Consider the following 20,918-nt stretch of genomic DNA (forward strand, 5'->3'; position numbering starts at 1 on the left):
ATCGCGAAATTATGTAGCATAAGCATGTGGATAGTCGCTTAGTTGCGTTATTTGGTCCCGGCTTGCCCTTCCTCCCAAGCGATGCGCCGGAACCAAACGCGTAACGGGCGACTCACGAAACATTGATGAAAGTACGCCCCCAATGAGTTCAGGCTCTCCCACTTCAGGTCTCGTGCGTAACGCGATTATTCTTGGTCTTCTTTCGGCAATCGGCCCATTTGCCATTGATATGTATCTGCCCGCATTGCCAACCATCGCTACCGATCTCCACGCCGAGACCGGTGCTGTGCAGATGAGTCTTTTGGCATTCTTCATCGCTCTCGCGATTGCGCAGCTTTTTGTTGGTCCTTTGTCGGACATGGTTGGACGCAAGCTTCCGCTTTATGGCGGACTGATCCTGTTTGCTGTTGGCAGTATCGGCTCAGCACTCGCGACCAATATCGATATTTTGGTCCTGTTCCGCTTCATTCAGGGTTTGGGCGCTGCGGCAAGCTCGGTTATTCCGCGTGCGATTGTGCGTGATCTGCATACGGGTGTTGATGCAGCAAAACTGATGTCGCTATTGATGCTCGTCTTTTCGATTTCACCTATTTTAGCACCCCTGAGTGGTTCGGTGCTTATCGACTTCTTTGGTTGGCGCGGTGTTTTCTGGGCAGTTCTGGTGGCAGCAATCGTGGGCGTTGTGCTGATCGCAACGTCGCTTAAAGAGACGCGGGGTAGCGAAGCTCGGCTTGATAGCAATATCAGCAGCGCGCTTGCGGGTTATGGCCGCTTGCTCAAAGATCGCTATTTTATGGGGTTGGCCTGTATTGGCGGCTTCGGCATCGCGTCCTTCTTTGTCTATCTGGCAAACTCATCGTTTATTCTAATTGATCATTACGGCCTCAGCCCAAGCCAGTATGCAATTGCGTTTTCGATTAATGCCGTTTCGTTCTTCAGCGTTTCGCAGCTGAATGGCGTCTTGGGTGCGCGTTTTGGATTGCGTCGCGTGATGCAGGTCGCCGTTTCAGGCTTTGCCGCCGTTATGCTTGCGATGTTTGCCGCAGTTCTCATGGGCCATACCGGCCTTTGGCTGATCGCGGCATTTTTGTTTGTTGGTTACGGTTTTCTCGGACTTGTCATTCCGACGACCGCAGTGCTGGCGCTTGAAGATCACGGAGCAATTGCCGGAACAGCATCGGCACTTCTGGGCACATTGCATTTCGTCATTGGCGGCATTGCAATCGGCGTTACCGGCGCATTCTTTGACGGTTCAGCGAAGCCGATGATTGGTGGTATTGCGATCTGTGCGCTTATCGCATTCCTGCTTAGTCGCGTTGTGTTTGCGCGCAAAGCACAGCCAGAAGCGGAAGTGGCAACAATCTAAAGATGGGAAAAGTGGAGGCTTCTGTTGCCAGGTGCCTCCGAACCCCGCCTCAAGGTGCTAACCAGAAGGACTTAGGTTGGGTTTCTCGCACCGCGATTAAGCAGCGAGAGCGTAACCCTGAGCTTTGTTGTCATTTGCAACTACTCAATTGACCCGATAACGGTGGTATCATGCCGAGCAAAAGAGCGATCTTTACACCCTTGTCGATCCTATTTCGCCCCCGCCACAGCGCAACTCGCGTTTACTGCTTCTTGCGTTCTGGTGGAGGCGCCGGGTACCGCCCCCGGGTCCAATAGGTTTATTACATCGTCCGTTTATCACCATAGTCAGCTTGCGCTGACACGACGTATATAGGCGTCCTTCTTCGCGATTGGAAGAGGGGAGTTATGATTTAACAGGTTGTTGGCGCTCGTTTGTCTTCGCTTTTTGCGTTCATTTTTCATTGACAGCAATCGCAGGCTGGTCAATCCTGACAAGACTATCGGTGCATGCCGGATTGGGATTGTCATTGTCCGGCTGTAGCGGAGGTTTAACCGGGGCTAAAGCCAATCGAAGGAGAGTGAATCTATGAGTGACTATCTCGCGGATGTCCGTCGTTATGATGCCGCTGCTGATGAAGCCGTTGTCGAGAAGATCGTAAAGCATCTTGGCATTGCGCTGCGCAATCGCGATTCCTCCCTAGTTTCTGCAACCGATCCTGAAGAACTCAAGCGCGTCCGCGACAGCTGGGTTCACAAGAAGCTCGGCGTTGCTGATGAAGCCAAAGCCGTCGAAGTGGTAGACCATGTGGCCGAAGTGATGAAGGGCGATCGTAACAAGGGTCGCGTCACCTTCTATTATCTGGTTGCGAAGCAGCTTGGTAAGCTCGGCGATCTTTAATCGTCGTCCACAGTCCAGACTGAAAACCCCGGTGTTAAAAGCCGGGGTTTTTCTTATATTGGGTTAAGACGAATCGGCCCGGAAAGTACCCCTATGCGCACCTATCTCGATCTTCTCCAGCATGTGCTCGACAATGGCTCAGACCGTGGCGACCGCACCGGGACAGGCACGCGTTCAGTTTTCGGCTATCAGATGCGCTACAATCTGGCTGAAGGGTTTCCCGTTCTCACCACCAAGAAGCTGCATCTACGATCGATCATCCATGAACTGCTGTGGTTTCTGAAAGGCGATACCAATATCGCTTATCTCAAAGAAAATGGCGTTTCGATCTGGGATGAATGGGCCGATGAGAACGGTGATCTCGGCCCGGTCTATGGCTATCAGTGGCGCTCATGGCCAGCGCCTGATGGCCGCCATATCGACCAGATTGCGAATCTTTTGAAGATGTTGCGCGAAAACCCTAACTCACGACGTTTGATCGTTTCAGCATGGAACCCGGCGCTGGTCGATGAAATGGCTTTGCCGCCGTGTCATTGCCTGTTTCAGTTTTATGTCTCGGACGGCAAACTGTCTTGCCAGCTTTATCAGCGTTCGGCAGATATTTTCTTAGGCGTTCCGTTCAATATTGCATCTTATGCGTTGCTGACCATGATGATTGCGCAGGTTGCAGGCCTTGAGCCGGGTGATTTTGTGCATACGCTGGGTGACGCGCATATTTATTCCAATCATTTCGAGCAGGCGCGTCTGCAACTGACCCGCACGCCGAAATCCTTGCCGACCATGCGCATCAACCCGGATGTGAAAGATCTGTTTGCTTTCCGTTACGACGATTTTGAGCTGGTGGGTTATGAAGCTGATCCATCAATCAAAGCACCGATTGCGGTTTAAGATATGACCAAGAGCAAAGCCGTTCTTTCGATTGTCGTTGCAGCGTCCGAAAACAATGTCATTGGCCGCGACAATGATATGCCGTGGAAGCTTTCCACAGACCTCAAGCGGTTTAAGGCGATCACGCTTGGCAAGCCCGTTATTATGGGTCGCAAGACATGGGAATCCATCGGTCGCCCGCTGCCGGGCCGTCCCAACCTTATTGTGACGCGGGATGTAGCTTTCAAAGCGGACGGAGCGACCATTGTTAGCTCGCTCGATGCGGCAATTGAACTGGGGCGCGAGCTTGCGGCTGAACTTGGTGTAGATGAGGTTTGTATCATTGGCGGCGGCAAGATTTACGCACAGGCATTGCCATTTGCTGATCGTGTGCATCTGACGCGCGTTCTCGCGACCATTGATGGTGACACATTTTTCCCGGAAATCGATTCGGAAATCTGGCAAGAAGTCAGCTCCGAAGAAGTGCCCGCGGGCGAGAAAGATAGCCATCCAACGCGTTATATTCGGTACGACCGACACGTTATATAAATTATAACGCAGGAAATTTGCCGCTTCACGTTGAAAGCGGCCCTCGCGATGCCTATAAAACGGTAACATTAGTTGATGACGGGAAGTTGAACAGGCTTTCCCGTCTCCCGGACGAGAGGTGAGGATGCCCTGGAGTAATCAGAATGGCGGCGGCGGAGGCCCATGGGGTGGCGGCGGCGACAACAATAATAATGGCGGCAATGGCGATAAAGGTGGCCCTTGGGGTCAGGGTCCGAAAGGGCCACGCAATGGCGGCCAGAACACGCCTCCTGATCTTGAGGATATTCTTCGCAAAGGGCAGGATCGTCTGAAAAAAGTTTTCCCAGGTGGCGGCGGCGGTAAAGGCGGCAGCAATCGTGGTGTATTTTTCCTGATTGGTGCAGCAGTGCTTGGCCTCTGGCTTTACCAGTCGGTCTATACGGTGCAGCCAGACGAACTCGCTGTTGAGCTCGTTTTTGGTAAACCAAAGGCTGAAGTTTCCGAGCCGGGCCTGCATTTCCTTTTCTGGCCTGTTGAGACCGTTGAAAAGGCTCAGATCGTCGAAAAGCAGATCAATATCGGTGGTCAGGGTTCACGGACTGCGACGCAGGGCCTGATGCTGACTGGCGATCAGAACATCGTCAATGTTCAGTTCTCGGTTCTTTATCGTGTTGCTAATCCGCGCGATTATCTTTTCAACGTTGAGAATCCGGATGCCATGGTGCAGCAGGTTTCTGAGAGTGCGATTCGTGAAATCGTTGGTCGTCGTCCTGCACAGGATGTCTTCCGTGATAATCGTGCTGAAATTGCGCAGAGTGTACGCGAAATTATTCAGGCCACGCTTGATCGCTATAACACCGGTATTCAGGTGAATGCCGTTTCCATCGAAGACGCCGCGCCGCCGCGTGAAGTGGCAGATGCGTTTGATGAAGTGCAGCGCGCTGAACAGGATGAAGACCGCTTCGTAGAAGAGTCCAATCAGTATTCGAACCAGCGTCTTGGTCAGGCACGCGGTCAGGCAGCACAGCTGCGTGAAGAAGCTGCGGCTTACAAAAACAGTGTTGTTCAGGATGCAACAGGTGAAGCACAGCGCTTCAGCTCCGTTGTCGATCAATACAAAAACGCTCCTGAAGTAACACGCAACCGCTTGTTCCTCGAAACCATGGAAGAAGTGCTTGCTGGCACCAAGAAGGTTATCGTGGAAGCTGGTAAGGATGTCGTGCCCTACCTGCCATTGAGTGAACTTATGCGCCAGCAGCCGCGTCCGGGTGCCGCTGACGCAACGACGAATAGCGGAGGTAACTAATCATGGCCAATAACAGGCTTCCGTTTATTTTCGGCATTATCGCCATCGTTGCTTTCGCAATTTATTCGTCGGTATTCATCGTTAATGAACGCCAGCAGGCAATCGTTCTGCGCTTTGGTCAGATCGTTGATGTGAAAACCGATCCGGGCATTTACTTCAAAATGCCTTTCGGTTTCCTTGATGCCGATACGGTTCAGCTGATCGATGATCGCCTGCTGCGCTTTGACCTTGACGATATTCGCGTTCAGGTTTCGGGCGGCAAGTTCTACGACGTGGATGCATTCCTCGTTTACCGCATCACTGATCCGCGCAAGTTCCGTGAAACCGTATCGGGTAGTGTTTTGCTTGCAGAACAGCGTCTGCGTACGCGTCTTGATGCTGCATTGCGTGGCGTTTACGGTCAGCGCGGCTTTGAAGCTGCACTTTCCGAAGAACGTGGCGATATGATGCGTGAAGTTGCAAATCAGCTTCGCCCTGATGCGACATCGCTTGGCATCACCATCGAAGATGTTCGCATTCGTCGTACGGATTTGACCGCTGAAGTCTCACAGCAGACCTATGAGCGTATGAAGGCCGAACGTCTTGCGGAAGCAGAACGTCTGCGTGCGCGTGGTCGTGAAGCAGCACAGCGTATTCGCGCTATTGCTGATCGTCAGGTTGTAGAAACTGTCGCTGAAGCGCGTAAGGACTCGGAAATCCTCCGCGGTGAAGGCGATGCAGAGCGTAGTGCGATCTTTGCTGAATCCGCATCGAAAGACCCGGATTTCTATTCGTTCTATCGTTCAATGGCAGCTTATCGTAAGGCACTTGAAACGCCTGATACAACACTGGTTATTTCGCCAGATTCGGAGTTCTTCAAGTTCTTCCGTGATTCCGCTGGGCAGTTGCCGACTACCGCACCTGCAACAGCGCCAGCGCAGTAAGAGAGATTATCGCATATGAGCGATTTTCTAGCCGCCGTAGGACTTCTCTTCGTATTCGAGGGGCTGCTCTACGGCGGCTTTCCTTTGATTGCCAAAAAGCTGGCGCGTGATGCATCTCAAGCGCCGGAAGGCATGTTGCGGATTGCCGGGCTTTGCGCATTGGCGATTGGTGTCTTTATTGTCTGGCTTGTTAGGGGATAAGCCAGTTCATTCATTATATTTCTGCTCTCCACTCTATGCGGGGCCGTAAACAGGCCGTATTTTGCAGCGATCTAATCTTTTCGCTTTTTCATGCAGACAAAAACGGAGCGGAGCTTCATGGCAATTGCATCCAAGGCGGGATTTGGCCGCACCCTTTTAGCAACCGTTGCTCTCGGAGCGATGAGTTTTACAGGGACAGTTGCGATTGGCATATCTCCCTCTTTTGCTCAGCAAACTGCTCCAATCAGGCAGGGGCCGGGGTCCGTTGCCGATTTGGCTGAAGGTCTGCTTGATGCGGTTGTGAATATTTCGACATCGCAGACGGTTAAAGAAGACGGCGAAGAAGACAGTGGCGTACCGATGCCACAGGTGCCGGAAGGTTCACCGTTTCAAGAATTCTTCAACGATTTTTTCAATGAAAAAGGCGGCGATAAGAAAGGCGATTCGCGCAAAGTACAGTCGCTTGGCTCTGGTTTTGTGATTGATGCCGAAAAGGGTTTTATCGTCACCAATAATCACGTCATCGCTGATGCGGATGAGATAGAAGTGAATTTTGTCGATGGTTCCAAGCTGAAAGCGGAACTTGTCGGTAAGGACACCAAGACCGATCTCGCCGTGCTGAAAGTCGATCCAACCAAGCATAAGCTCAAAGCTGTTGAGTTCGGCAATTCTGATAAAGCGCGCATCGGCGACTGGGTGCTTGCAATCGGCAATCCGTTTGGCCTTGGCGGCACAGTAACTGCCGGCATCATTTCTGCCCGTAAGCGCGATATTCAGTCCGGCCCTTATGACGATTTTATTCAGACCGATGCTGCGATCAACCGTGGTAACTCCGGCGGTCCGCTGTTCGACATGGACGGCAAGGTGATCGGCATCAATACAGCGATCTATTCGCCATCGGGCGGTTCGATTGGTATTGGCTTTGCGATCCCTGCGGAAATGGCCGTTGGTGTTATCGATCAGCTCAAAGAATTTGGCGAAGTGCGTCGCGGCTGGCTCGGTGTGCGTATTCAGCCAGTGACCGATGACATTGCGCAAAGCCTTGGCCTGAAAGATGCGAAGGGTGCGCTGATCGCTGGTATTATCGAGAATTCTGGAGTTGATAATAAAGCCATCAAGGCGGGCGACGTTGTTATCCGCTATGACGGAAAACCGGTTGAACGTGCTCGTGATCTGCCGCGTTTGGTTGCCGAGAGTGCCGTTGGCGATGAGGTTGAGGTCGTTGTCGTGCGGGATGGTAAAGAGCAGACCGTCAAGGTTAAGCTCGGTCGTTTGATCGAAGACGATAAGAGCACCGAGGAAGCGACAGAAGACCAAGCGCCTCCGCCAGACATGGAAGATGGCGAAGAGGGGCAGGAGCTTCCGGATGCTCCAAAGGTTGATCCCAAGAAGAAAGATCAGCAGGAACAGGCCGCCGCAACGGTGCTTGGCATGAAGCTATCAGAACTCAATGAAGATGTACGTGGCGAATTTGGCATTGCCGAAGATGTTGAAGGCGTAGCAGTTCTTCACGTTGTGCCGGGTTCTGCTGCCGCTGAAAAGCGCATCGAAATTGGCGATGTGATTGTCGATGTTGGTCAGGTTACTGTGAAAGCCCCTGCCGATGTTAAAAAGCGGATTGATGCGTTGCGTCGCGAGGGCCGCAAGAACGCGCTTTTGATGTTGGCTTCGCGCTCTGGCGAGCTGCGCTTTGTGACGATCCGTATCGACTAGCTTCTTCCTAAACTGGAAATGCGAAAGGCGTCGCAACTGTTGCGACGCCTTTTTTGTTTGTGTTTAGAATCTCTTGCCGGAATTGGTTCGGAATTTGATTCAGTTTTTCGATGGGTTTACTGCGGAATAAACGACGTGACGTTTGAGGTGGGGCATGTCGTCAGGCACCTTGGGGTGGTCGAAGTCGCGGGCTTCATCCCGCACCATTCCGATGCGCTGCATAACCGATGTGGAGCGGTCGTTATTGAAGACAGCAAATGAAACAACTTCAGGAAGTTTAAGCTTGTCGAAGGCGTAAGCCAGAAGTGCTTTTCCTGCCTCGGTCATATAACCTTTGCCCCAGAAGGGCGGTGCAAGTCGCCAGCCGATTTCCACTGTGCCGTCAGGGAGGCACGGTTCAAGATCTGTGAGGGCGAGACCAGCAAAGCCGATCGATTGCCCGCTTTGTTTTTCCTCAATAGCGTAAAAGCCAAACCCTGTGTCTGTGATCATTTTTTGCAGACGCTCAAACAATGCGTCTGATTCTGCGCGTGAAAGCCGAGACGGGAAGAAACGCATTACCTCAGCATCTGAGTTAATTTCGTGAAGCAGTTCGCGATCCCGGTTTTCCCAGTTGCGAATAACGAGGCGAGGCGTTTCCAGAATAATCATTCGACAAAATCCGATTTGCGATAGCCTTGAATATAAAGGAGGGCGGTCAGATCGCCATGGTCGATGCGCACTTTAGCCTGTGCTGCGACCGCAGGTTTTGCATGAAGCGCGACGCCGGTTCCGGCAAGCTGGATCATGCCAAGATCATTAGCTCCATCACCCACAGCAATTGCATCTTGCGCTGTGAGGCCAAGGCGCTCTGCAATTTCTACTAGCTTTTCGACCTTGGCTTCACGGCCGAGAATTGGGTCGGACACAGTGCCGGTTAGATGTTTTCCGTCGTGCAAAAGGGTGTTGGCGCGGTCTTCGTTAAAACCGATCATCTCAGCGACGCGCTTTGTGAACGATGTGAAGCCACCGGATACGAGTGCCGTATAAGCGCCGTGCTTGCGCATAGTCCGAACCAGTTCCACGCCGCCCGGCATGAGTGTGATGCGGGTTGAGATAACCTTGTCGATAACCGAAAGCGGCAGACCTTTGAGAAGAGCCACGCGTTCACGCAGAGCTGGCTCGAACTCGATTTCACCATTCATAGCGCGGGCGGTTATGAGCGAGACCTGTTCACGCAGGCCTGCTTCTTCAGCCAGTTCATCGATGCATTCCTGCTGGATCATGGTGGAATCCATGTCTGCAATCAGAATTTTCTTGCGTCGGCTGTCCTGTTCCTGCACCACGACATCGACTGGCGCGCCATCAAGAGAATTGCGCAGAGCTTGCTCAGCTTCTGCAGGGGAGATGGTCGAGGGAAGTGGTATGTCGCAGGCAATGCCATCGGCCAGCCAGTAAAGTCCGGTTGCATTCACTGCTGCCGAGGCTTTAATCCCCAGCGACGGAACAAGCTGTGCTTTGGCTGGATTGGCAATCAGTGTAGCAATGAGGGAAGCGGATCGGTACATGAGGAGCATTTCCTGCGATGAGTGAAGCGGCGAAGGATGCAATCCTGATAGCTGGCCCGACGGCCAGCGGCAAGTCGGCACTTGCCCTTCAACTGGCAAAGAAGACCGGCGGCTTTATCGTCAATACCGATTCCATGCAGGTTTATGACGTGCTTGACCTTCTGAGCGCTCGTCCGCAGCCCGATGAGTTGCATGAAGCTGAACATTATCTTTATGGGCATGTTGCTCCATCTGTTTCCTATTCAACCGGCAAATGGTTTGCAGATGTGGAGGCGCTACTGTCGCGCAGTGACCTTAAAGGCCGCACGCCAATCTTTGTTGGCGGGACGGGGCTCTATTTCCGTGCTTTGCTTGGCGGGCTTTCGCAGATGCCGGAGGTGCCTGCCGATGTGCGTGAGTACTGGCGCAACAAAATGAGCGAGGAGGGCGCGGAAGCGCTGCATTTGATGCTCTCGCAACGTGATCCGGAAATCGCTGCCACATTACGCCCGACCGATAGCCAGCGCATTGTGCGTGCGCTTGAAGTGTTTGAAGGAACCGGACAGTCGTTGCTGCACTGGCAGAAAAACACAGGAACCGCGCTGGTCGACGATGCGCGTGCGCGCAAGATCATTTTGTTGCCAGACCGCCAATGGTTGGGAGAGCGGATTGCACAACGCTTCAATCTGATGTGGGATCATGGTGCACTTGAAGAGGTTCGTGCAATAATGGCACTGGACCTAGATCCGGCATTGCCGGCTTTAAAAGCTATCGGCGTGCGCGAGATTTCAGCATTTTTTGCCGGTGAGATGACGCGGGAAGAAGCCATTGAGCTTTCGGTTATCGCCACCCGCCAATATGCCAAACGGCAATCGACTTGGTTCAGAAATCAGCTCGATGATAGCTGGAAAAGATATATTTCGGGGCAGGAAGCCTTGTTAGGGCAATAATCTTATCGAGAATGCCTTTTTTATATAAGAAAATATCACGTTTCATGCATTTTCGCGTTGACGGCACGATTTTCGCTGATTAGTCTCCCGACCATGAACAGAACAGCTCTTATTCTTGTGGTACGTACGCGCATGGGCAGGATGGTGTAACCATCCGGCGAAAGCTCCCATGCGCGAAAGACAGGCTCCCTCGGGGGCCTTTTTTGTTATCTAAACACCAACGAAATTGAATATGTAAAGCAGACGGGAAGTGACGACGATGACGGCAGCAAAAAGCGAGGCGGCAACGATCTCCGCAGGACAACGCGAAATGACCGGCGCGGAAATGGTTATTCAGGCCATGATCGATCATGGCGTGGAACATCTTTTCGGCTATCCGGGCGGTGCCGTGCTGCCGATCTATGACGAACTTTTCCAGCAGGACAAGGTTGAACATATTCTTGTTCGCCACGAGCAGGGCGCAGGCCATGCCGCCGAAGGCTACGCACGCGCAACCGGTAAGGTTGGCGTTATGCTGGTTACGTCTGGTCCGGGTGCAACCAATGCGGTTACGCCATTGCAGGACGCCTTGATGGACTCGATCCCGCTGGTTTGCATTTCCGGTCAGGTTCCAACATCGCTGATCGGTTCTGATGGTTTTCAGGAAGCGGATACCGTTGGCATTACGCGCCCTTGCACCAAGCACAATTGGCTGGTTCGCGATGTAAATGATCTGTCGCGCATTCTGCACGAAGCGTTTCATATTGCTTCGACGGGCCGCCCGGGTCCGGTTCTGGTTGATATTCCGAAAGATATTCAGTTTGCGACCGGCATCTATACGCCACCGCAGACATCGCCGCGCACCAGCTATCGCCCGACCATTGAAGGCGACAAGAATGCGATCGCTCAGGCTGTTGAAATGCTGCTGACCGCAAAGAAGCCGGTGATCTATTCCGGTGGCGGCGTTATCAATTCGGGGCCTGCTGCAACGAAACTGCTGCGCGAACTGGTTGAAATCAGCAACTTCCCGATCACATCAACTTTGATGGGTCTCGGTGCTTATCCTGCATCTGGCAAGAACTGGCTCGGCATGCTGGGTATGCACGGCACATACGAAGCCAATATGACCATGCATGATTGCGACGTCATGCTGTGCGTTGGCGCACGTTTTGACGACCGTATCACAGGTCGTCTGAATGCTTTTGCGCCGCATTCGCGCAAAATCCACATCGACATTGATCCATCGTCGATCAACAAAAATGTACGCGTTGATGTTCCGATTATTGGCGACGTTGCCCATGTTCTGGAAGATATTGTTCGCCAGTTCCGTGCAGCTTCCAAGAAGCCGGAAGCAAATGCGATGGCCGCATGGTGGGAGCAGATCAACCGCTGGCGTGGACGCAATTCGCTTGCATATGCGCCGAACAAAGACGTCATCATGCCGCAATATGCATTGCAGCGTCTGAACGAACTGACCAAAGACCGTAATACTTACATCACCACTGAAGTTGGCCAGCATCAGATGTGGGCTGCACAGTTCATGGATTTTGAAGAGCCAAATCGCTGGATGACGTCCGGTGGTCTCGGCACCATGGGCTATGGTTTGCCAGCAGCTCTCGGCGTGCAGATCGCGCATCCAGATGCGCTGGTTATCGATATTGCCGGTGACGCATCGATCCAGATGTGCATTCAGGAAATGTCGGCGGCCATCCAGTACAATGCGCCGATCAAGATTTTTATTCTGAACAATCAATATATGGGCATGGTTCGCCAGTGGCAGCAGTTGCTACATGGCAATCGCCTGTCGCATTCTTATACCGAAGCTATGCCTGATTTCGTGAAGCTTGCAGAAGCCTACGGTGCGCATGGTATTCGTTGTGACAAGCCAGCTTTGCTTGATGATGCAATCATGGAAATGATTGAAATCAACAAGCCGGTCATCTTCGATTGCCGTGTTGCAAATCTCGCCAACTGCTTCCCGATGATCCCATCTGGCAAGGCGCATAATGAAATGCTGTTGCCTGATGAAGCGACTGACGAAGCGGTTGCCAATGCAATTGATGCCAAGGGCCGCGCCCTAGTCTGACCCGGAGTAAAGAACATGAACGCACAAAATCTAGCATCCGGCTCGGCATATTTCATCGCAGCGGATACCCAAACACCAGAAACGCATACGCTTTCGGTTCTCGTTGATAATGAACCAGGTGTTCTAGCCCGCGTCATTGGCCTGTTTTCAGGACGTGGCTACAATATTGAAAGCCTGACGGTTTCTGAAACCGAGCATGAGCAGCATCTGTCGCGCATCACAATCGTAACGCGCGGCACGCCCAATGTGCTTGATCAAATCCGCCATCAGCTGGAGCGTATTGTTCCGGTGCATCGCGTGGTTGATATGACCCATCGTGCTGTTGAACTCGGCCATGAGCGCCCGATTGAGCGTGAATTGGCGCTGATTAAGGTGGCAGGAAAGGGCGAGGCACGTGCTGAAACTCTTCGCCTGACCGATGCTTTTAATGCAAAAATCGTGGATGCCACGACCGAGCATTTCATCGTCGAGATTACCGGCAAGACAGCCAAGATTGACCAGTTCATTTCGCTGATGAAGCCGCTTGGTCTGGTGGAAATCTGTCGCACTGGTGTGGCTGCAATGAACCGTGGCCCGCAAGGTCTCTAAGCTTAGTCACCACTGATACAATATCGAATAAAACCGGCACAATTTTTTGATTGTGCCGGTTTTTTATTGGGCTAACTTCTTCTCACCAAAAGCCGATAAATGCTCCAAAGGTGAACGATGTCTGTGCTTCCTACCTATGATGATGTGGTATCAGCAGCCCGATTGATTGAAGGCCATGCGCATAAAACGCCTGTCTTCACCTCAGCGACCATTGACGCCCAAACGGGGGCACAGTTCTTTTTCAAATGCGAGAATTTTCAGCGCATTGGTGCTTTCAAGTTTCGCGGTGCTTACAATGCTTTGGCGCGCTTTACCGATGAGCAGAAGAAGCGTGGCGTGCTTGCCTTCTCATCTGGCAATCATGCGCAGGCGATTGCCTTATCGGCAAAGCTTCTTGGTATTGGTGCAACGATCATCATGCCCGAAGACGCACCGGCTGCAAAACTCGACGCCACACGAGGATATGGTGCAAAAGTCGTCACTTATAATCGCTACACTGAAGATCGTGATGCGCTCTCAAAGAAGCTTGCGGACGAGGGCGGCCTGACGCTCATTCCGCCGTTCAATCATCCTGATATTATTGCGGGGCAGGGTACAGCAACCAAAGAACTCATCGAAGAGGTTGGGCCACTCGATGCATTGTTCGTCTGTCTCGGAGGTGGTGGCCTGCTAGCAGGATCAGCTTTGGCTGCGAAAGTGCTTGCGCCCTCATGCGATGTTTATGGTGTTGAGCCAGAAGCCGGCAATGATGGCCAGCAGTCATTGCGCTCGGGGAAAATTGTTCACATCGACGTACCAAAGACATTGGCAGATGGCGCGCAGACGCAGGCGCTCGGCGATATGACTTTTGCGGTCATTCAGAAAACCGTTCGGGATATTTTGGCTGTCAGCGATGATGAACTGGTGCAGGGTATGAAATTCTTCGCCAGTCGTATGAAGATGGTGGTTGAACCGACTGGTTGTCTGGGCTTCGCTGGGGCTATGCAAATGGCACCAGAACTGAAAGGCAAACGCGTCGGCGTGATCGTCAGCGGTGGCAATGTTGATCTCGAGAGATTTGCCGCACTGGTTGGCTAAAATATCTGATCACGGTTTGATCTTGTTTTTGAGTGCCGAATCCTGTCTGAACAGGGGATGCAGTTTTCACCAGAACAGGATCAGGCTTTAAAAGCCGTTGGAAAATGGCTGAAGGAAGGGCGTTCGCCAATCTTCAGGCTTTTTGGTTATGCCGGAACAGGTAAAACCACACTTGCGCGCTATTTTGCCGAGCACGTGGATGGTGAAGTGCAATTTGCGGCATTTACCGGCAAGGCCGCGCAGGTACTGCGCTCCAAGGGCGCAAACAATGCCCGCACGCTGCATTCGCTGATTTATCGTCCGCGCGGCGAAGAAGCCATTGAAGACGAAACAACTGGCAAGACATCGATTGCGCCGACGTTTTCGCTCAATCGTCAAAGCCCGGTAGCCAAAGCAGCGCTCATTGTTGTGGACGAATGTTCGATGGTCGATGAGCAGCTTGGCCGAGATCTGATGACTTTTGGCACGCCTATTCTCGTGCTGGGTGATCCGGGGCAGTTGCCACCGATTTCGGGTGGTGGATTCTTTACTGAACACGAGCCGGATTATCTGCTCACTGAAATTCATCGTCAGGCACGTGACAACCCGATTATTCGCATGGCGCTGGATGTCCGCGAAGGCCGAGAGTTGAGTTATTGCGATGAAGGTCGGGCAAAGATTATTTCCAAGTCTGAGGTTAATCAGGATTTGGTTCTTTCCGCCGATCAGGTGCTTGTGGGGACGAATCGCACACGCAAGCGCTATAACCAACGGCTCCGCGAGCTGAAAGGCTTTAGCGCTGAGTATCCGCAGGCAGGCGATAAGCTTGTGTGCCTGCGCAATGATCCGGCCAAGGGGTTGTTGAACGGCTCGCTTTGGAAAGTCATGACCTCATCCAAGGAAACAGTGAAGCCAGGCATTAATCTGCTTGTTTCACCAGAAGATGAAGATCGCGGTGTTGCCAAGATCAAGTTGCTCAAGGCGCAGTTTGAAGACCCGGACGCTGAAATTCCGTGGCAGACGAAGAAGCGCTTCGATGATTTCGATTATGGTTATGCGCTGACAGTGCATAAAGCGCAGGGTTCTCAGTGGGACAATGTTGTTTTGTTCGACGAGAGCTACGCGTTCCGTGACACACGTGAGCGCTGGCTATATACAGCCATAACCCGCGCGGCAGAGCAGCTTACAATCGTCAAATAATTATTAGTCAGCGGGTTCGGCGTTTAGCCATGCCCATGCTTTTGGTTCATCTTCCGTTTCGAATGTCTTCATTTCGATAGAAAGAAATGGCTGCATCAGTGTGACGCTGGCTTGTATCCATAGTGGTCCACCAACAATCGCGTAACGACGCAGGTGACGCAGCGACTTGGCGCGCATCGACAACATGCTTTCGGAAAATGCAGAGCCCCAATCGACGCCTTCGTATCCAGTCAGACGAATGAGAAGATCGATCTCTTCATGTCCTTCATAGGCTGCATCGAGCAGGCCATAAAGATTTTCGAGTGCTGCATCATCAAGATGCCCTTCGATTGCAAAGGCAAACACATCTTCACGATTGGTTTGAATGCGACGGACGACAGGAATGTCTTCATTGCGCATAAGGACCTCCATTGGGAAATATTGTTCTTTAAAAACGTCATGTGTTTTGTCGGCTTTAACGTTTTTGAGGGGGCAAAAGTTGCGTTCCGATAGATAATATTTGAGTGATATATTTCTTGACGATTCATTGTGGGGTGCGACCGGAAAGCACTGACATTTTTTACTATCGCGGGATATAAAGCCATATCCTTATCTGTGGGAGCTATGCTCTATGCCTGCAAAATTGTCTGTCAATCTCAATGCTATAGCCATGTTACGCAATCGCCGTGATCTACCATGGCCAAGCGTTACAGGCCTTGGGCGAGCAGCGCTTGCAGCGGGTGCCGCTGGTTTGACAGTGCATCCACGTCCTGATCAGCGCCATATTCGTTTTTCCGATCTGGGCGATATTCGCGCACTCATTGATGATGAATATCCGCAGGCTGAGTTCAATATTGAGGGTTTTCCGACAGAGGCATTTCTTGATCTGGTTGACAAGCATCAGCCGGAACAGGTGACGCTTGTTCCAGATGATCCAATGCAGGCAACGTCTGATCACGGTTGGGATTTTGAAACCAAATCTGATTTTCTGGCTCCGATTGTTCAGCTCCTCAAGGCAAATGGTATGCGTGTGTCACTGTTTGCTGACCCTGATCCGCTTGGCTATGATAAGGCTAAAGCGATTGGTGCTGATCGTATTGAGCTTTACACTGGCCCTTATGGCGCGACCTATGATGATCCTGCTGCTGCAACGCGCGAGCTTGGTCGTATCGGTAAGGCAGCTGATGCGGCCACGAAGCTGGGGCTCGCAATCAATGCCGGCCACGATTTGACAGTTGAAAATCTACCTGCGCTGGTCAAACGTGTACCGCAGTTAAGCGAAGTATCTATCGGTCATGGCCTGACGGCAGATGCTTTGATGTATGGCATGCCGGTTACGGTCAGTCGTTATATTGCTGCGCTGGCGGGATAGGTGGTGCATAAAATGCATGGCTACTAAACAAGCTGTGCGAAATCTGCATTTGTGCGCGGACGTAACAAGTTATAGACCGCGCGCCTGATGTTTATGTGCTGGGGGCATGCAGGATCAATTAAGGGAAGCATAAATGAAGTTTTCCGCAGTCCAAGATTTGTACCCCGGCGATTGCTTAAGTTATCTGAATTTTGTTTTCGTCGAACTGTCGAGTTGTTAGCGGACTGAACGAGGAACTTTTACGTCTGGCCAGAGTTTTTTGCTGACGAAGATTTTCCTCTTTTTCTTTTTTCCTGCAGGTTTAAAAATTACGGCCTTGTGAGGTGTCTGCATATGAGCAGCGAGAATAATGATAAGAACCAGCCAGTTGCAGATGAAGCACAGGCCGGTTCTCAAAACACGCTGCCTGTTGGCGTTATTCCTGAAAACGGCACAGTTTCTGAAGAAAACGATCATTCGCAAGACAGCATGAAAATGCTCGTGCTTGGGGCATTGGGCGTTGTTTACGGCGATATTGGAACCAGTCCGATCTACGCGTTTCGCGAAGCGCTGCACGCAGCAACGTCGGATGGCATTCTGTCGCGAAGTGATATTCTCGGTGTCGTTTCGCTAATTTTTTGGGCGCTTTTGCTCGTTGTTACTATCAAATACGTGATTTACGTGCTGCGAGCCGACAATAACGGCGAAGGCGGCATTCTCTCTCTGATGGCTTTGGTGCGGGCTGCCTTGAAGGGGCGGCCTGACGTCATTTTGGCAGCCGGTATCTGTGGTGCAGCGCTGTTTTTTGGCGATGCGGTGATCACGCCCGCGATTTCTGTACTGTCAGCCGTTGAGGGCGTGCAGATCGTAGCACCCCACATGACGCCCTTTGTGGTGCCGATTACGGTGGTTATCCTTGTTGTTCTGTTTTCAATCCAGAAATATGGAACGGGCAAGGTCGCGATTGTATTCGGGCCCGTTATGGCGGTGTGGTTTCTGGCGCTCGGCGCTTCCGGGCTATGGCACATCTTTGATGACCCGACCGTTATGGCGGCACTCAATCCTTATTATGCGCTGCGTTTTCTGGTGGTTAGCCCCGGTGTGGCCTTCATCACAGTTGGCGCAGTGTTCCTTGCGATGACGGGCGCTGAGGCGCTTTATGCTGACCTTGGTCATTTTGGCCGTAAGCCGATTGTTCGCGCATGGCTTTGGATCGTGTTTCCATGCCTGCTGCTCAATTATTTTGGGCAGGCAGCATTCGTGCTTTCACATGGTGAAGCGGCTGCTCTGCCATTCTTCCAGATGATGCCTGAATTTGCGCTTTGGCCGATGGTGTTGTTGGCGACTGCTGCAACTGTGATTGCCAGTCAGGCGGTTATCAGTGGTGCGTTTTCGGTGGCACGTCAGGCCGTGCAGCTCAATATCCTGCCGCGTCTGGAAATTCAGCACACGTCGGAAAAGCTGCATGGGCAGATCTATATTCCACGCGTCAATCTTCTGCTTGGTCTAACCGTTATCATTCTGGTGCTTGGTTTCGAGAAGTCGAACAATCTGGCTTCGGCTTATGGTATCGCCGTGACTGGCAATATGCTGGTCACGACCGGGCTTCTTTATTTCGTCATGACGCGCATCTGGAACTGGCGTGTCAGCCGCGCTCTGCCGATTATTGTCGGCTTTTTGATTATTGATCTTCTGTTTTTCAGTGCCAACATCATCAAGGTGCATGACGGCGGTTGGGCGTCGATCCTGTTTGCTGCAATTCTCGTGGTTATCATGTGGACGTGGGTACGCGGTACGCGTCATCTGTTCCAGAAAACACGTAAGGCAGAAGTGCCGCTTGATCTGATCGTTGAGCAGATGAACAAACGTCCGCCCACGATTGTTCCCGGCACGGCCGTGTTTTTGACAGGTGATCCCAAGAGCGCACCAACTGCGCTTATGCATAGCCTCAAGCATTACAAAGTTTTGCATCAGAACAATGTGATCTTGACGGTGGTAACAGCGTCAAAGCCTTGGGTTTCGAGCGCAGATCGTGTGCGTGTTTCGCAATATAATGAGCGTTTCATGCAAGTGACGCTGACGTTTGGCTATATGCAGCAGCCGAACATCCCGCGTGCTTTGGGGCTTTGCCGTAGGCTTGGCTGGAAATTTGATATCATGACGACGTCATTCTTCCTGTCGCGTCGCTGGCTGAAAGCATCGGCGCATTCGGGTATGCCGCTTTGGCAGGATAAGCTGTTTATCTTGCTCGCTAGGACGGCATCGGATGCAACGGAATATTTCCAAATTCCAACGGGCCGCGTTGTGGAAATTGGAACGCAGGTGAATATCTGAGGTTTCAGTTATAAAATCTCTAAGGGCGTCTTCTCAGGAATTGATTCCAGAAGGCGCCCTTTCATTTTGAATTTGCTGGCTTCTTTTTAGTGTCGGACACAGTGTTCGGATCACAATTCTAAAATCTGTATTCGCTTTAAAAAATCCTGCTTGACGATGACCATATCTCAGACTAATAAACGGAACCGTACCGTACGGTACAAGTTGGAGGGATCAACCGGTGACTGATAAAAGCGAAGAATTGCAGGCTCAGAAGCAGCCGTCTTTCTCGCCGCGTCAGAACGAAGTTCTGGAGCAGGCGTTGCGCCTTCTTGTTGAAGGCGGGGACCGCGCTTTGACAACGGCAAGCATTGCGCGTGCTGCAAATTGCTCCAAAGAAAGCCTCTATAAATGGTTTGGTGATCGCGATGGTTTGCTGACCGCGATGGTTCGCTGGCAGGCATCGAAGGTTCGCGTTGTGCCTGTGGCACGCGAGAAGCTGGATGCGGAATCGCTTTTCTCAAGCCTTGAACATTTTGCTCGTGACTGGTTGCTGGTTCTGTCGGGGCGCACTTCCGTTGCGCTGAACCGTCTGGCCGTCAGTCACTCTGCCTCTGGTAAGTCAGCATTGGGTGACATCGTTCTCTCGAATGGTCCGGTTGCCATGGCCAAGCGTCTTAAGCCGATCCTTGAAATGGGACAGGAAGCAAAGCTTCTGGCTTTCGACGATATTGATGAAGCTTTTCGTGCATTTTTCGGACTTGTCGTTCGGGATATGCAAATCCGGTTGCTGCTCGGCGACCGGTTGGAATTGACTGACGAAGTGGTAATCCGGGACGCCCGGCGCGCTACAAAGCAGTTTTTCGCTCTATACGGAGCTTAGTTTTCTGCGGATACGAGGATGCCGCAGAATAATCTGAATGAAGGGAATATCGAAATGCGCGTTTATTACGATCGTGATGCAGACGTTAACCTGATCAAGTCGAAGAAGGTCGTTATCGTCGGCTACGGTAGCCAGGGTCGCGCTCATGCGCTCAACCTCAAGGACTCCGGCGCAGCCAATGTGCGCATCGCTCTTCGTGAAGGTTCGGCGACGGTCAAGAAGGCCGAAGCTGATGGCTTTGAAGTCATGAATGTTGCTGACGCTGCCAAGTGGGGAGATCTCCTCATGATGGCAACCCCTGATGAACTTCAGGCTGACATCTACAAGGATCACATTCAGGACAACATCCGTGACGGCGCAGCGATTGCTTTCGCACACGGCCTCAACGTTCACTTCGGCCTCATTGAGCCAAAGAAGTCCGTTGACGTTGTCATGATCGCGCCAAAGGGCCCAGGCCACACGGTTCGCGGCGAATACCAGAAGGGCGGCGGCGTTCCTTGCCTTATAGCTATCCATCAGGATGCTTCGGGCAACGCACATGATCTCGCTCTGTCCTACGCTTCGGGCGTTGGCGGCGGTCGTTCGGGCGTTATCGAAACCACCTTTAAGGAAGAGTGCGAAACCGATCTGTTCGGTGAGCAGGCTGTTCTTTGCGGCGGCGTTGTTGAACTTATCCGCACAGGTTTTGAAGTTCTGGTTGAAGCTGGTTACGCACCAGAAATGGCTTACTTCGAGTGCTTGCACGAAATGAAGCTCATCGTAGACCTGATCTACGAAGGCGGCATTGCCAACATGAACTATTCGATCTCCAACACTGCTGAGTGGGGCGAATACGTCACTGGCCCACGCATCATCACTGCAGAAACCAAAGAAGAAATGAAGCGCGTTCTGAAGGACATTCAGACCGGCAAGTTCACTTCCGATTGGATGCAGGAATACCGTGCAGGCGCAGCGCGCTTCAAGGGTATCCGTCGCAACAACGACAGCCACCAGATCGAAGAAGTTGGCGAAAAGCTCCGCGGCATGATGCCATGGATCGCAGCGAACAAGCTCGTCGACAAGGCACGCAACTAAAAATCTGCGATATTCAGGCTCTGGCCGTCTGCAAATGGCATTTTGTTTCGTTTCCGGTGCTCACGTACTTAATGTACGCTCCGCTCCGGTTCTCACAAAACACCATTTTCGGGTAGAGCGCCGGGGGGGGGGGGGGGGGGGGGGGGGGGG

General features: G+C 52.1%; 20 protein-coding genes and 1 other RNA gene. 17 read left to right on the forward strand and 4 right to left on the reverse strand.

What is annotated here, in order from left to right:
- The first annotated feature begins 142 nt into the window (after nt 1-142).
- Entirely contained in the window at nt 143-1,366 is a 1,224-nt protein-coding gene (locus WH356_RS13920) for a multidrug effflux MFS transporter (protein ID WP_339511739.1), read from the forward strand.
- A 10-nt stretch (nt 1,367-1,376) separates the two neighbouring features.
- Here the strand turns inward: WH356_RS13920 and ssrA are convergent.
- Nucleotides 1,377-1,746: a transfer-messenger RNA gene (gene ssrA / locus WH356_RS13925) on the reverse strand.
- Between the two features lie 187 nt (nt 1,747-1,933).
- On the opposite strand from ssrA, the gene WH356_RS13930 reads away from it, so the two are divergent.
- The 7 genes from WH356_RS13930 to WH356_RS13960 all read left to right on the forward strand — a co-directional run bounded on the left by WH356_RS13930 (nt 1,934) and on the right by WH356_RS13960 (nt 7,783).
- Entirely contained in the window at nt 1,934-2,245 is a 312-nt protein-coding gene (locus tag WH356_RS13930) for a DUF2853 family protein (RefSeq protein WP_339511740.1), read from the forward strand.
- Nucleotides 2,246-2,338: 93 nt separating this feature from the next.
- Nucleotides 2,339-3,133, forward strand: coding sequence for a thymidylate synthase (locus WH356_RS13935; RefSeq protein WP_339511741.1), 795 nt, complete (start codon nt 2,339-2,341; stop codon nt 3,131-3,133).
- 3 nt (nt 3,134-3,136) lie between these two features.
- Complete coding sequence (locus WH356_RS13940; RefSeq protein WP_339511742.1) at nt 3,137-3,661, forward strand: dihydrofolate reductase; 525 nt, start codon at nt 3,137-3,139, stop codon at nt 3,659-3,661.
- A 124-nt stretch (nt 3,662-3,785) separates the two neighbouring features.
- Complete coding sequence (hflK, locus tag WH356_RS13945) at nt 3,786-4,946, forward strand: FtsH protease activity modulator HflK (protein ID WP_339511743.1); 1,161 nt, start codon at nt 3,786-3,788, stop codon at nt 4,944-4,946.
- Nucleotides 4,947-4,948: 2 nt separating this feature from the next.
- The gene (hflC, locus tag WH356_RS13950; RefSeq protein ID WP_339511744.1) at nt 4,949-5,869 is read left to right on the forward strand and encodes a protease modulator HflC; all 921 of its coding nucleotides are present in this window, start codon (nt 4,949-4,951) and stop codon (nt 5,867-5,869) included.
- 15 nt (nt 5,870-5,884) lie between these two features.
- A complete protein-coding gene (locus WH356_RS13955; RefSeq protein WP_339511745.1) occupies nt 5,885-6,070 on the forward strand; it encodes a DUF2065 domain-containing protein in 186 nt (61 codons plus the stop codon).
- A 117-nt stretch (nt 6,071-6,187) separates the two neighbouring features.
- The gene (locus WH356_RS13960; RefSeq protein ID WP_339511747.1) at nt 6,188-7,783 is read left to right on the forward strand and encodes a Do family serine endopeptidase; all 1,596 of its coding nucleotides are present in this window, start codon (nt 6,188-6,190) and stop codon (nt 7,781-7,783) included.
- Nucleotides 7,784-7,882: 99 nt separating this feature from the next.
- Here WH356_RS13960 and WH356_RS13965 read toward each other — a convergent pair whose 3' ends face one another.
- Nucleotides 7,883-8,434, reverse strand: a complete 552-nt coding sequence (locus WH356_RS13965) for a GNAT family N-acetyltransferase (protein ID WP_339511749.1) — start codon at nt 8,432-8,434, stop codon at nt 7,883-7,885.
- A complete protein-coding gene (serB, locus tag WH356_RS13970) occupies nt 8,431-9,330 on the reverse strand; it encodes a phosphoserine phosphatase SerB (RefSeq protein WP_339511751.1) in 900 nt (299 codons plus the stop codon). The genes WH356_RS13965 and serB overlap by 4 nt, the downstream gene beginning before the upstream one ends.
- Nucleotides 9,331-9,347: 17 nt before the next feature.
- On the opposite strand from serB, the gene miaA reads away from it, so the two are divergent.
- From miaA to WH356_RS13995, 5 genes are all read left to right on the forward strand, one after another.
- Nucleotides 9,348-10,259, forward strand: coding sequence for a tRNA (adenosine(37)-N6)-dimethylallyltransferase MiaA (gene miaA, locus WH356_RS13975; RefSeq protein ID WP_339511752.1), 912 nt, complete (start codon nt 9,348-9,350; stop codon nt 10,257-10,259).
- A 259-nt stretch (nt 10,260-10,518) separates the two neighbouring features.
- Nucleotides 10,519-12,324 (forward strand): acetolactate synthase 3 large subunit, encoded by a 1,806-nt coding sequence (locus tag WH356_RS13980; RefSeq protein WP_339511753.1) that lies wholly within the window; start codon nt 10,519-10,521, stop codon nt 12,322-12,324.
- A 15-nt stretch (nt 12,325-12,339) separates the two neighbouring features.
- A complete protein-coding gene (gene ilvN, locus WH356_RS13985; RefSeq protein ID WP_007875697.1) occupies nt 12,340-12,912 on the forward strand; it encodes an acetolactate synthase small subunit in 573 nt (190 codons plus the stop codon).
- 117 nt (nt 12,913-13,029) lie between these two features.
- Nucleotides 13,030-13,989, forward strand: a complete 960-nt coding sequence (locus WH356_RS13990) for a threo-3-hydroxy-L-aspartate ammonia-lyase (protein WP_339511754.1) — start codon at nt 13,030-13,032, stop codon at nt 13,987-13,989.
- A gap of 57 nt (nt 13,990-14,046) precedes the next feature.
- Nucleotides 14,047-15,168, forward strand: coding sequence for an ATP-dependent DNA helicase (locus tag WH356_RS13995; RefSeq protein ID WP_339511755.1), 1,122 nt, complete (start codon nt 14,047-14,049; stop codon nt 15,166-15,168).
- A gap of 3 nt (nt 15,169-15,171) precedes the next feature.
- On the opposite strand, the gene WH356_RS14000 is transcribed toward WH356_RS13995, so the two are convergent.
- The gene (locus tag WH356_RS14000; RefSeq protein ID WP_339511756.1) at nt 15,172-15,567 is read right to left on the reverse strand and encodes a SpoIIAA family protein; all 396 of its coding nucleotides are present in this window, start codon (nt 15,565-15,567) and stop codon (nt 15,172-15,174) included.
- A gap of 211 nt (nt 15,568-15,778) precedes the next feature.
- Here WH356_RS14000 and WH356_RS14005 point away from each other — a divergent pair, with 211 nt between their 5' ends.
- The 4 genes from WH356_RS14005 (at nt 15,779) to ilvC (ending at nt 20,768) form a co-directional block, all read left to right on the forward strand.
- A complete protein-coding gene (locus tag WH356_RS14005; protein WP_339511757.1) occupies nt 15,779-16,519 on the forward strand; it encodes a pyridoxine 5'-phosphate synthase in 741 nt (246 codons plus the stop codon).
- A gap of 468 nt (nt 16,520-16,987) precedes the next feature.
- On the forward strand, nt 16,988-18,832 hold the full coding sequence (locus WH356_RS14010) for a potassium transporter Kup (RefSeq protein ID WP_339511794.1): 1,845 nt from the start codon (nt 16,988-16,990) through the stop codon (nt 18,830-18,832).
- Between the two features lie 220 nt (nt 18,833-19,052).
- Nucleotides 19,053-19,694, forward strand: coding sequence for a TetR/AcrR family transcriptional regulator (locus tag WH356_RS14015; protein ID WP_250038896.1), 642 nt, complete (start codon nt 19,053-19,055; stop codon nt 19,692-19,694).
- A 54-nt stretch (nt 19,695-19,748) separates the two neighbouring features.
- On the forward strand, nt 19,749-20,768 hold the full coding sequence (gene ilvC / locus WH356_RS14020) for a ketol-acid reductoisomerase (RefSeq protein WP_007875687.1): 1,020 nt from the start codon (nt 19,749-19,751) through the stop codon (nt 20,766-20,768).
- The last annotated feature ends 150 nt before the right edge of the window (nt 20,769-20,918 follow it).

The organism is Ochrobactrum sp. MYb379 (assembly GCF_037479515.1).
Classification (GTDB): Bacteria; Pseudomonadota; Alphaproteobacteria; order Rhizobiales; family Rhizobiaceae; genus Brucella.

Coding starts and splice junctions, on each gene's coding strand:
- WH356_RS13920 (WP_339511739.1), top strand. CDS start 143: ATGAGTTCAGGCTCTCCCACTTCAGGTCTCGTGCGTAACGCGATTATT.
- WH356_RS13930 (WP_339511740.1), top strand. CDS start 1,934: ATGAGTGACTATCTCGCGGATGTCCGTCGTTATGATGCCGCTGCTGAT.
- WH356_RS13935 (WP_339511741.1), top strand. CDS start 2,339: ATGCGCACCTATCTCGATCTTCTCCAGCATGTGCTCGACAATGGCTCA.
- WH356_RS13940 (WP_339511742.1), top strand. CDS start 3,137: ATGACCAAGAGCAAAGCCGTTCTTTCGATTGTCGTTGCAGCGTCCGAA.
- hflK (WP_339511743.1), top strand. CDS start 3,786: ATGCCCTGGAGTAATCAGAATGGCGGCGGCGGAGGCCCATGGGGTGGC.
- hflC (WP_339511744.1), top strand. CDS start 4,949: ATGGCCAATAACAGGCTTCCGTTTATTTTCGGCATTATCGCCATCGTT.
- WH356_RS13955 (WP_339511745.1), top strand. CDS start 5,885: ATGAGCGATTTTCTAGCCGCCGTAGGACTTCTCTTCGTATTCGAGGGG.
- WH356_RS13960 (WP_339511747.1), top strand. CDS start 6,188: ATGGCAATTGCATCCAAGGCGGGATTTGGCCGCACCCTTTTAGCAACC.
- WH356_RS13965 (WP_339511749.1), bottom strand. CDS start 8,434: ATGATTATTCTGGAAACGCCTCGCCTCGTTATTCGCAACTGGGAAAAC.
- serB (WP_339511751.1), bottom strand. CDS start 9,330: ATGTACCGATCCGCTTCCCTCATTGCTACACTGATTGCCAATCCAGCC.
- miaA (WP_339511752.1), top strand. CDS start 9,348: ATGAGTGAAGCGGCGAAGGATGCAATCCTGATAGCTGGCCCGACGGCC.
- WH356_RS13980 (WP_339511753.1), top strand. CDS start 10,519: ATGACGGCAGCAAAAAGCGAGGCGGCAACGATCTCCGCAGGACAACGC.
- ilvN (WP_007875697.1), top strand. CDS start 12,340: ATGAACGCACAAAATCTAGCATCCGGCTCGGCATATTTCATCGCAGCG.
- WH356_RS13990 (WP_339511754.1), top strand. CDS start 13,030: ATGTCTGTGCTTCCTACCTATGATGATGTGGTATCAGCAGCCCGATTG.
- WH356_RS13995 (WP_339511755.1), top strand. CDS start 14,047: ATGCAGTTTTCACCAGAACAGGATCAGGCTTTAAAAGCCGTTGGAAAA.
- WH356_RS14000 (WP_339511756.1), bottom strand. CDS start 15,567: ATGCGCAATGAAGACATTCCTGTCGTCCGTCGCATTCAAACCAATCGT.
- WH356_RS14005 (WP_339511757.1), top strand. CDS start 15,779: ATGCCTGCAAAATTGTCTGTCAATCTCAATGCTATAGCCATGTTACGC.
- WH356_RS14010 (WP_339511794.1), top strand. CDS start 16,988: ATGAAAATGCTCGTGCTTGGGGCATTGGGCGTTGTTTACGGCGATATT.
- ilvC (WP_007875687.1), top strand. CDS start 19,749: ATGCGCGTTTATTACGATCGTGATGCAGACGTTAACCTGATCAAGTCG.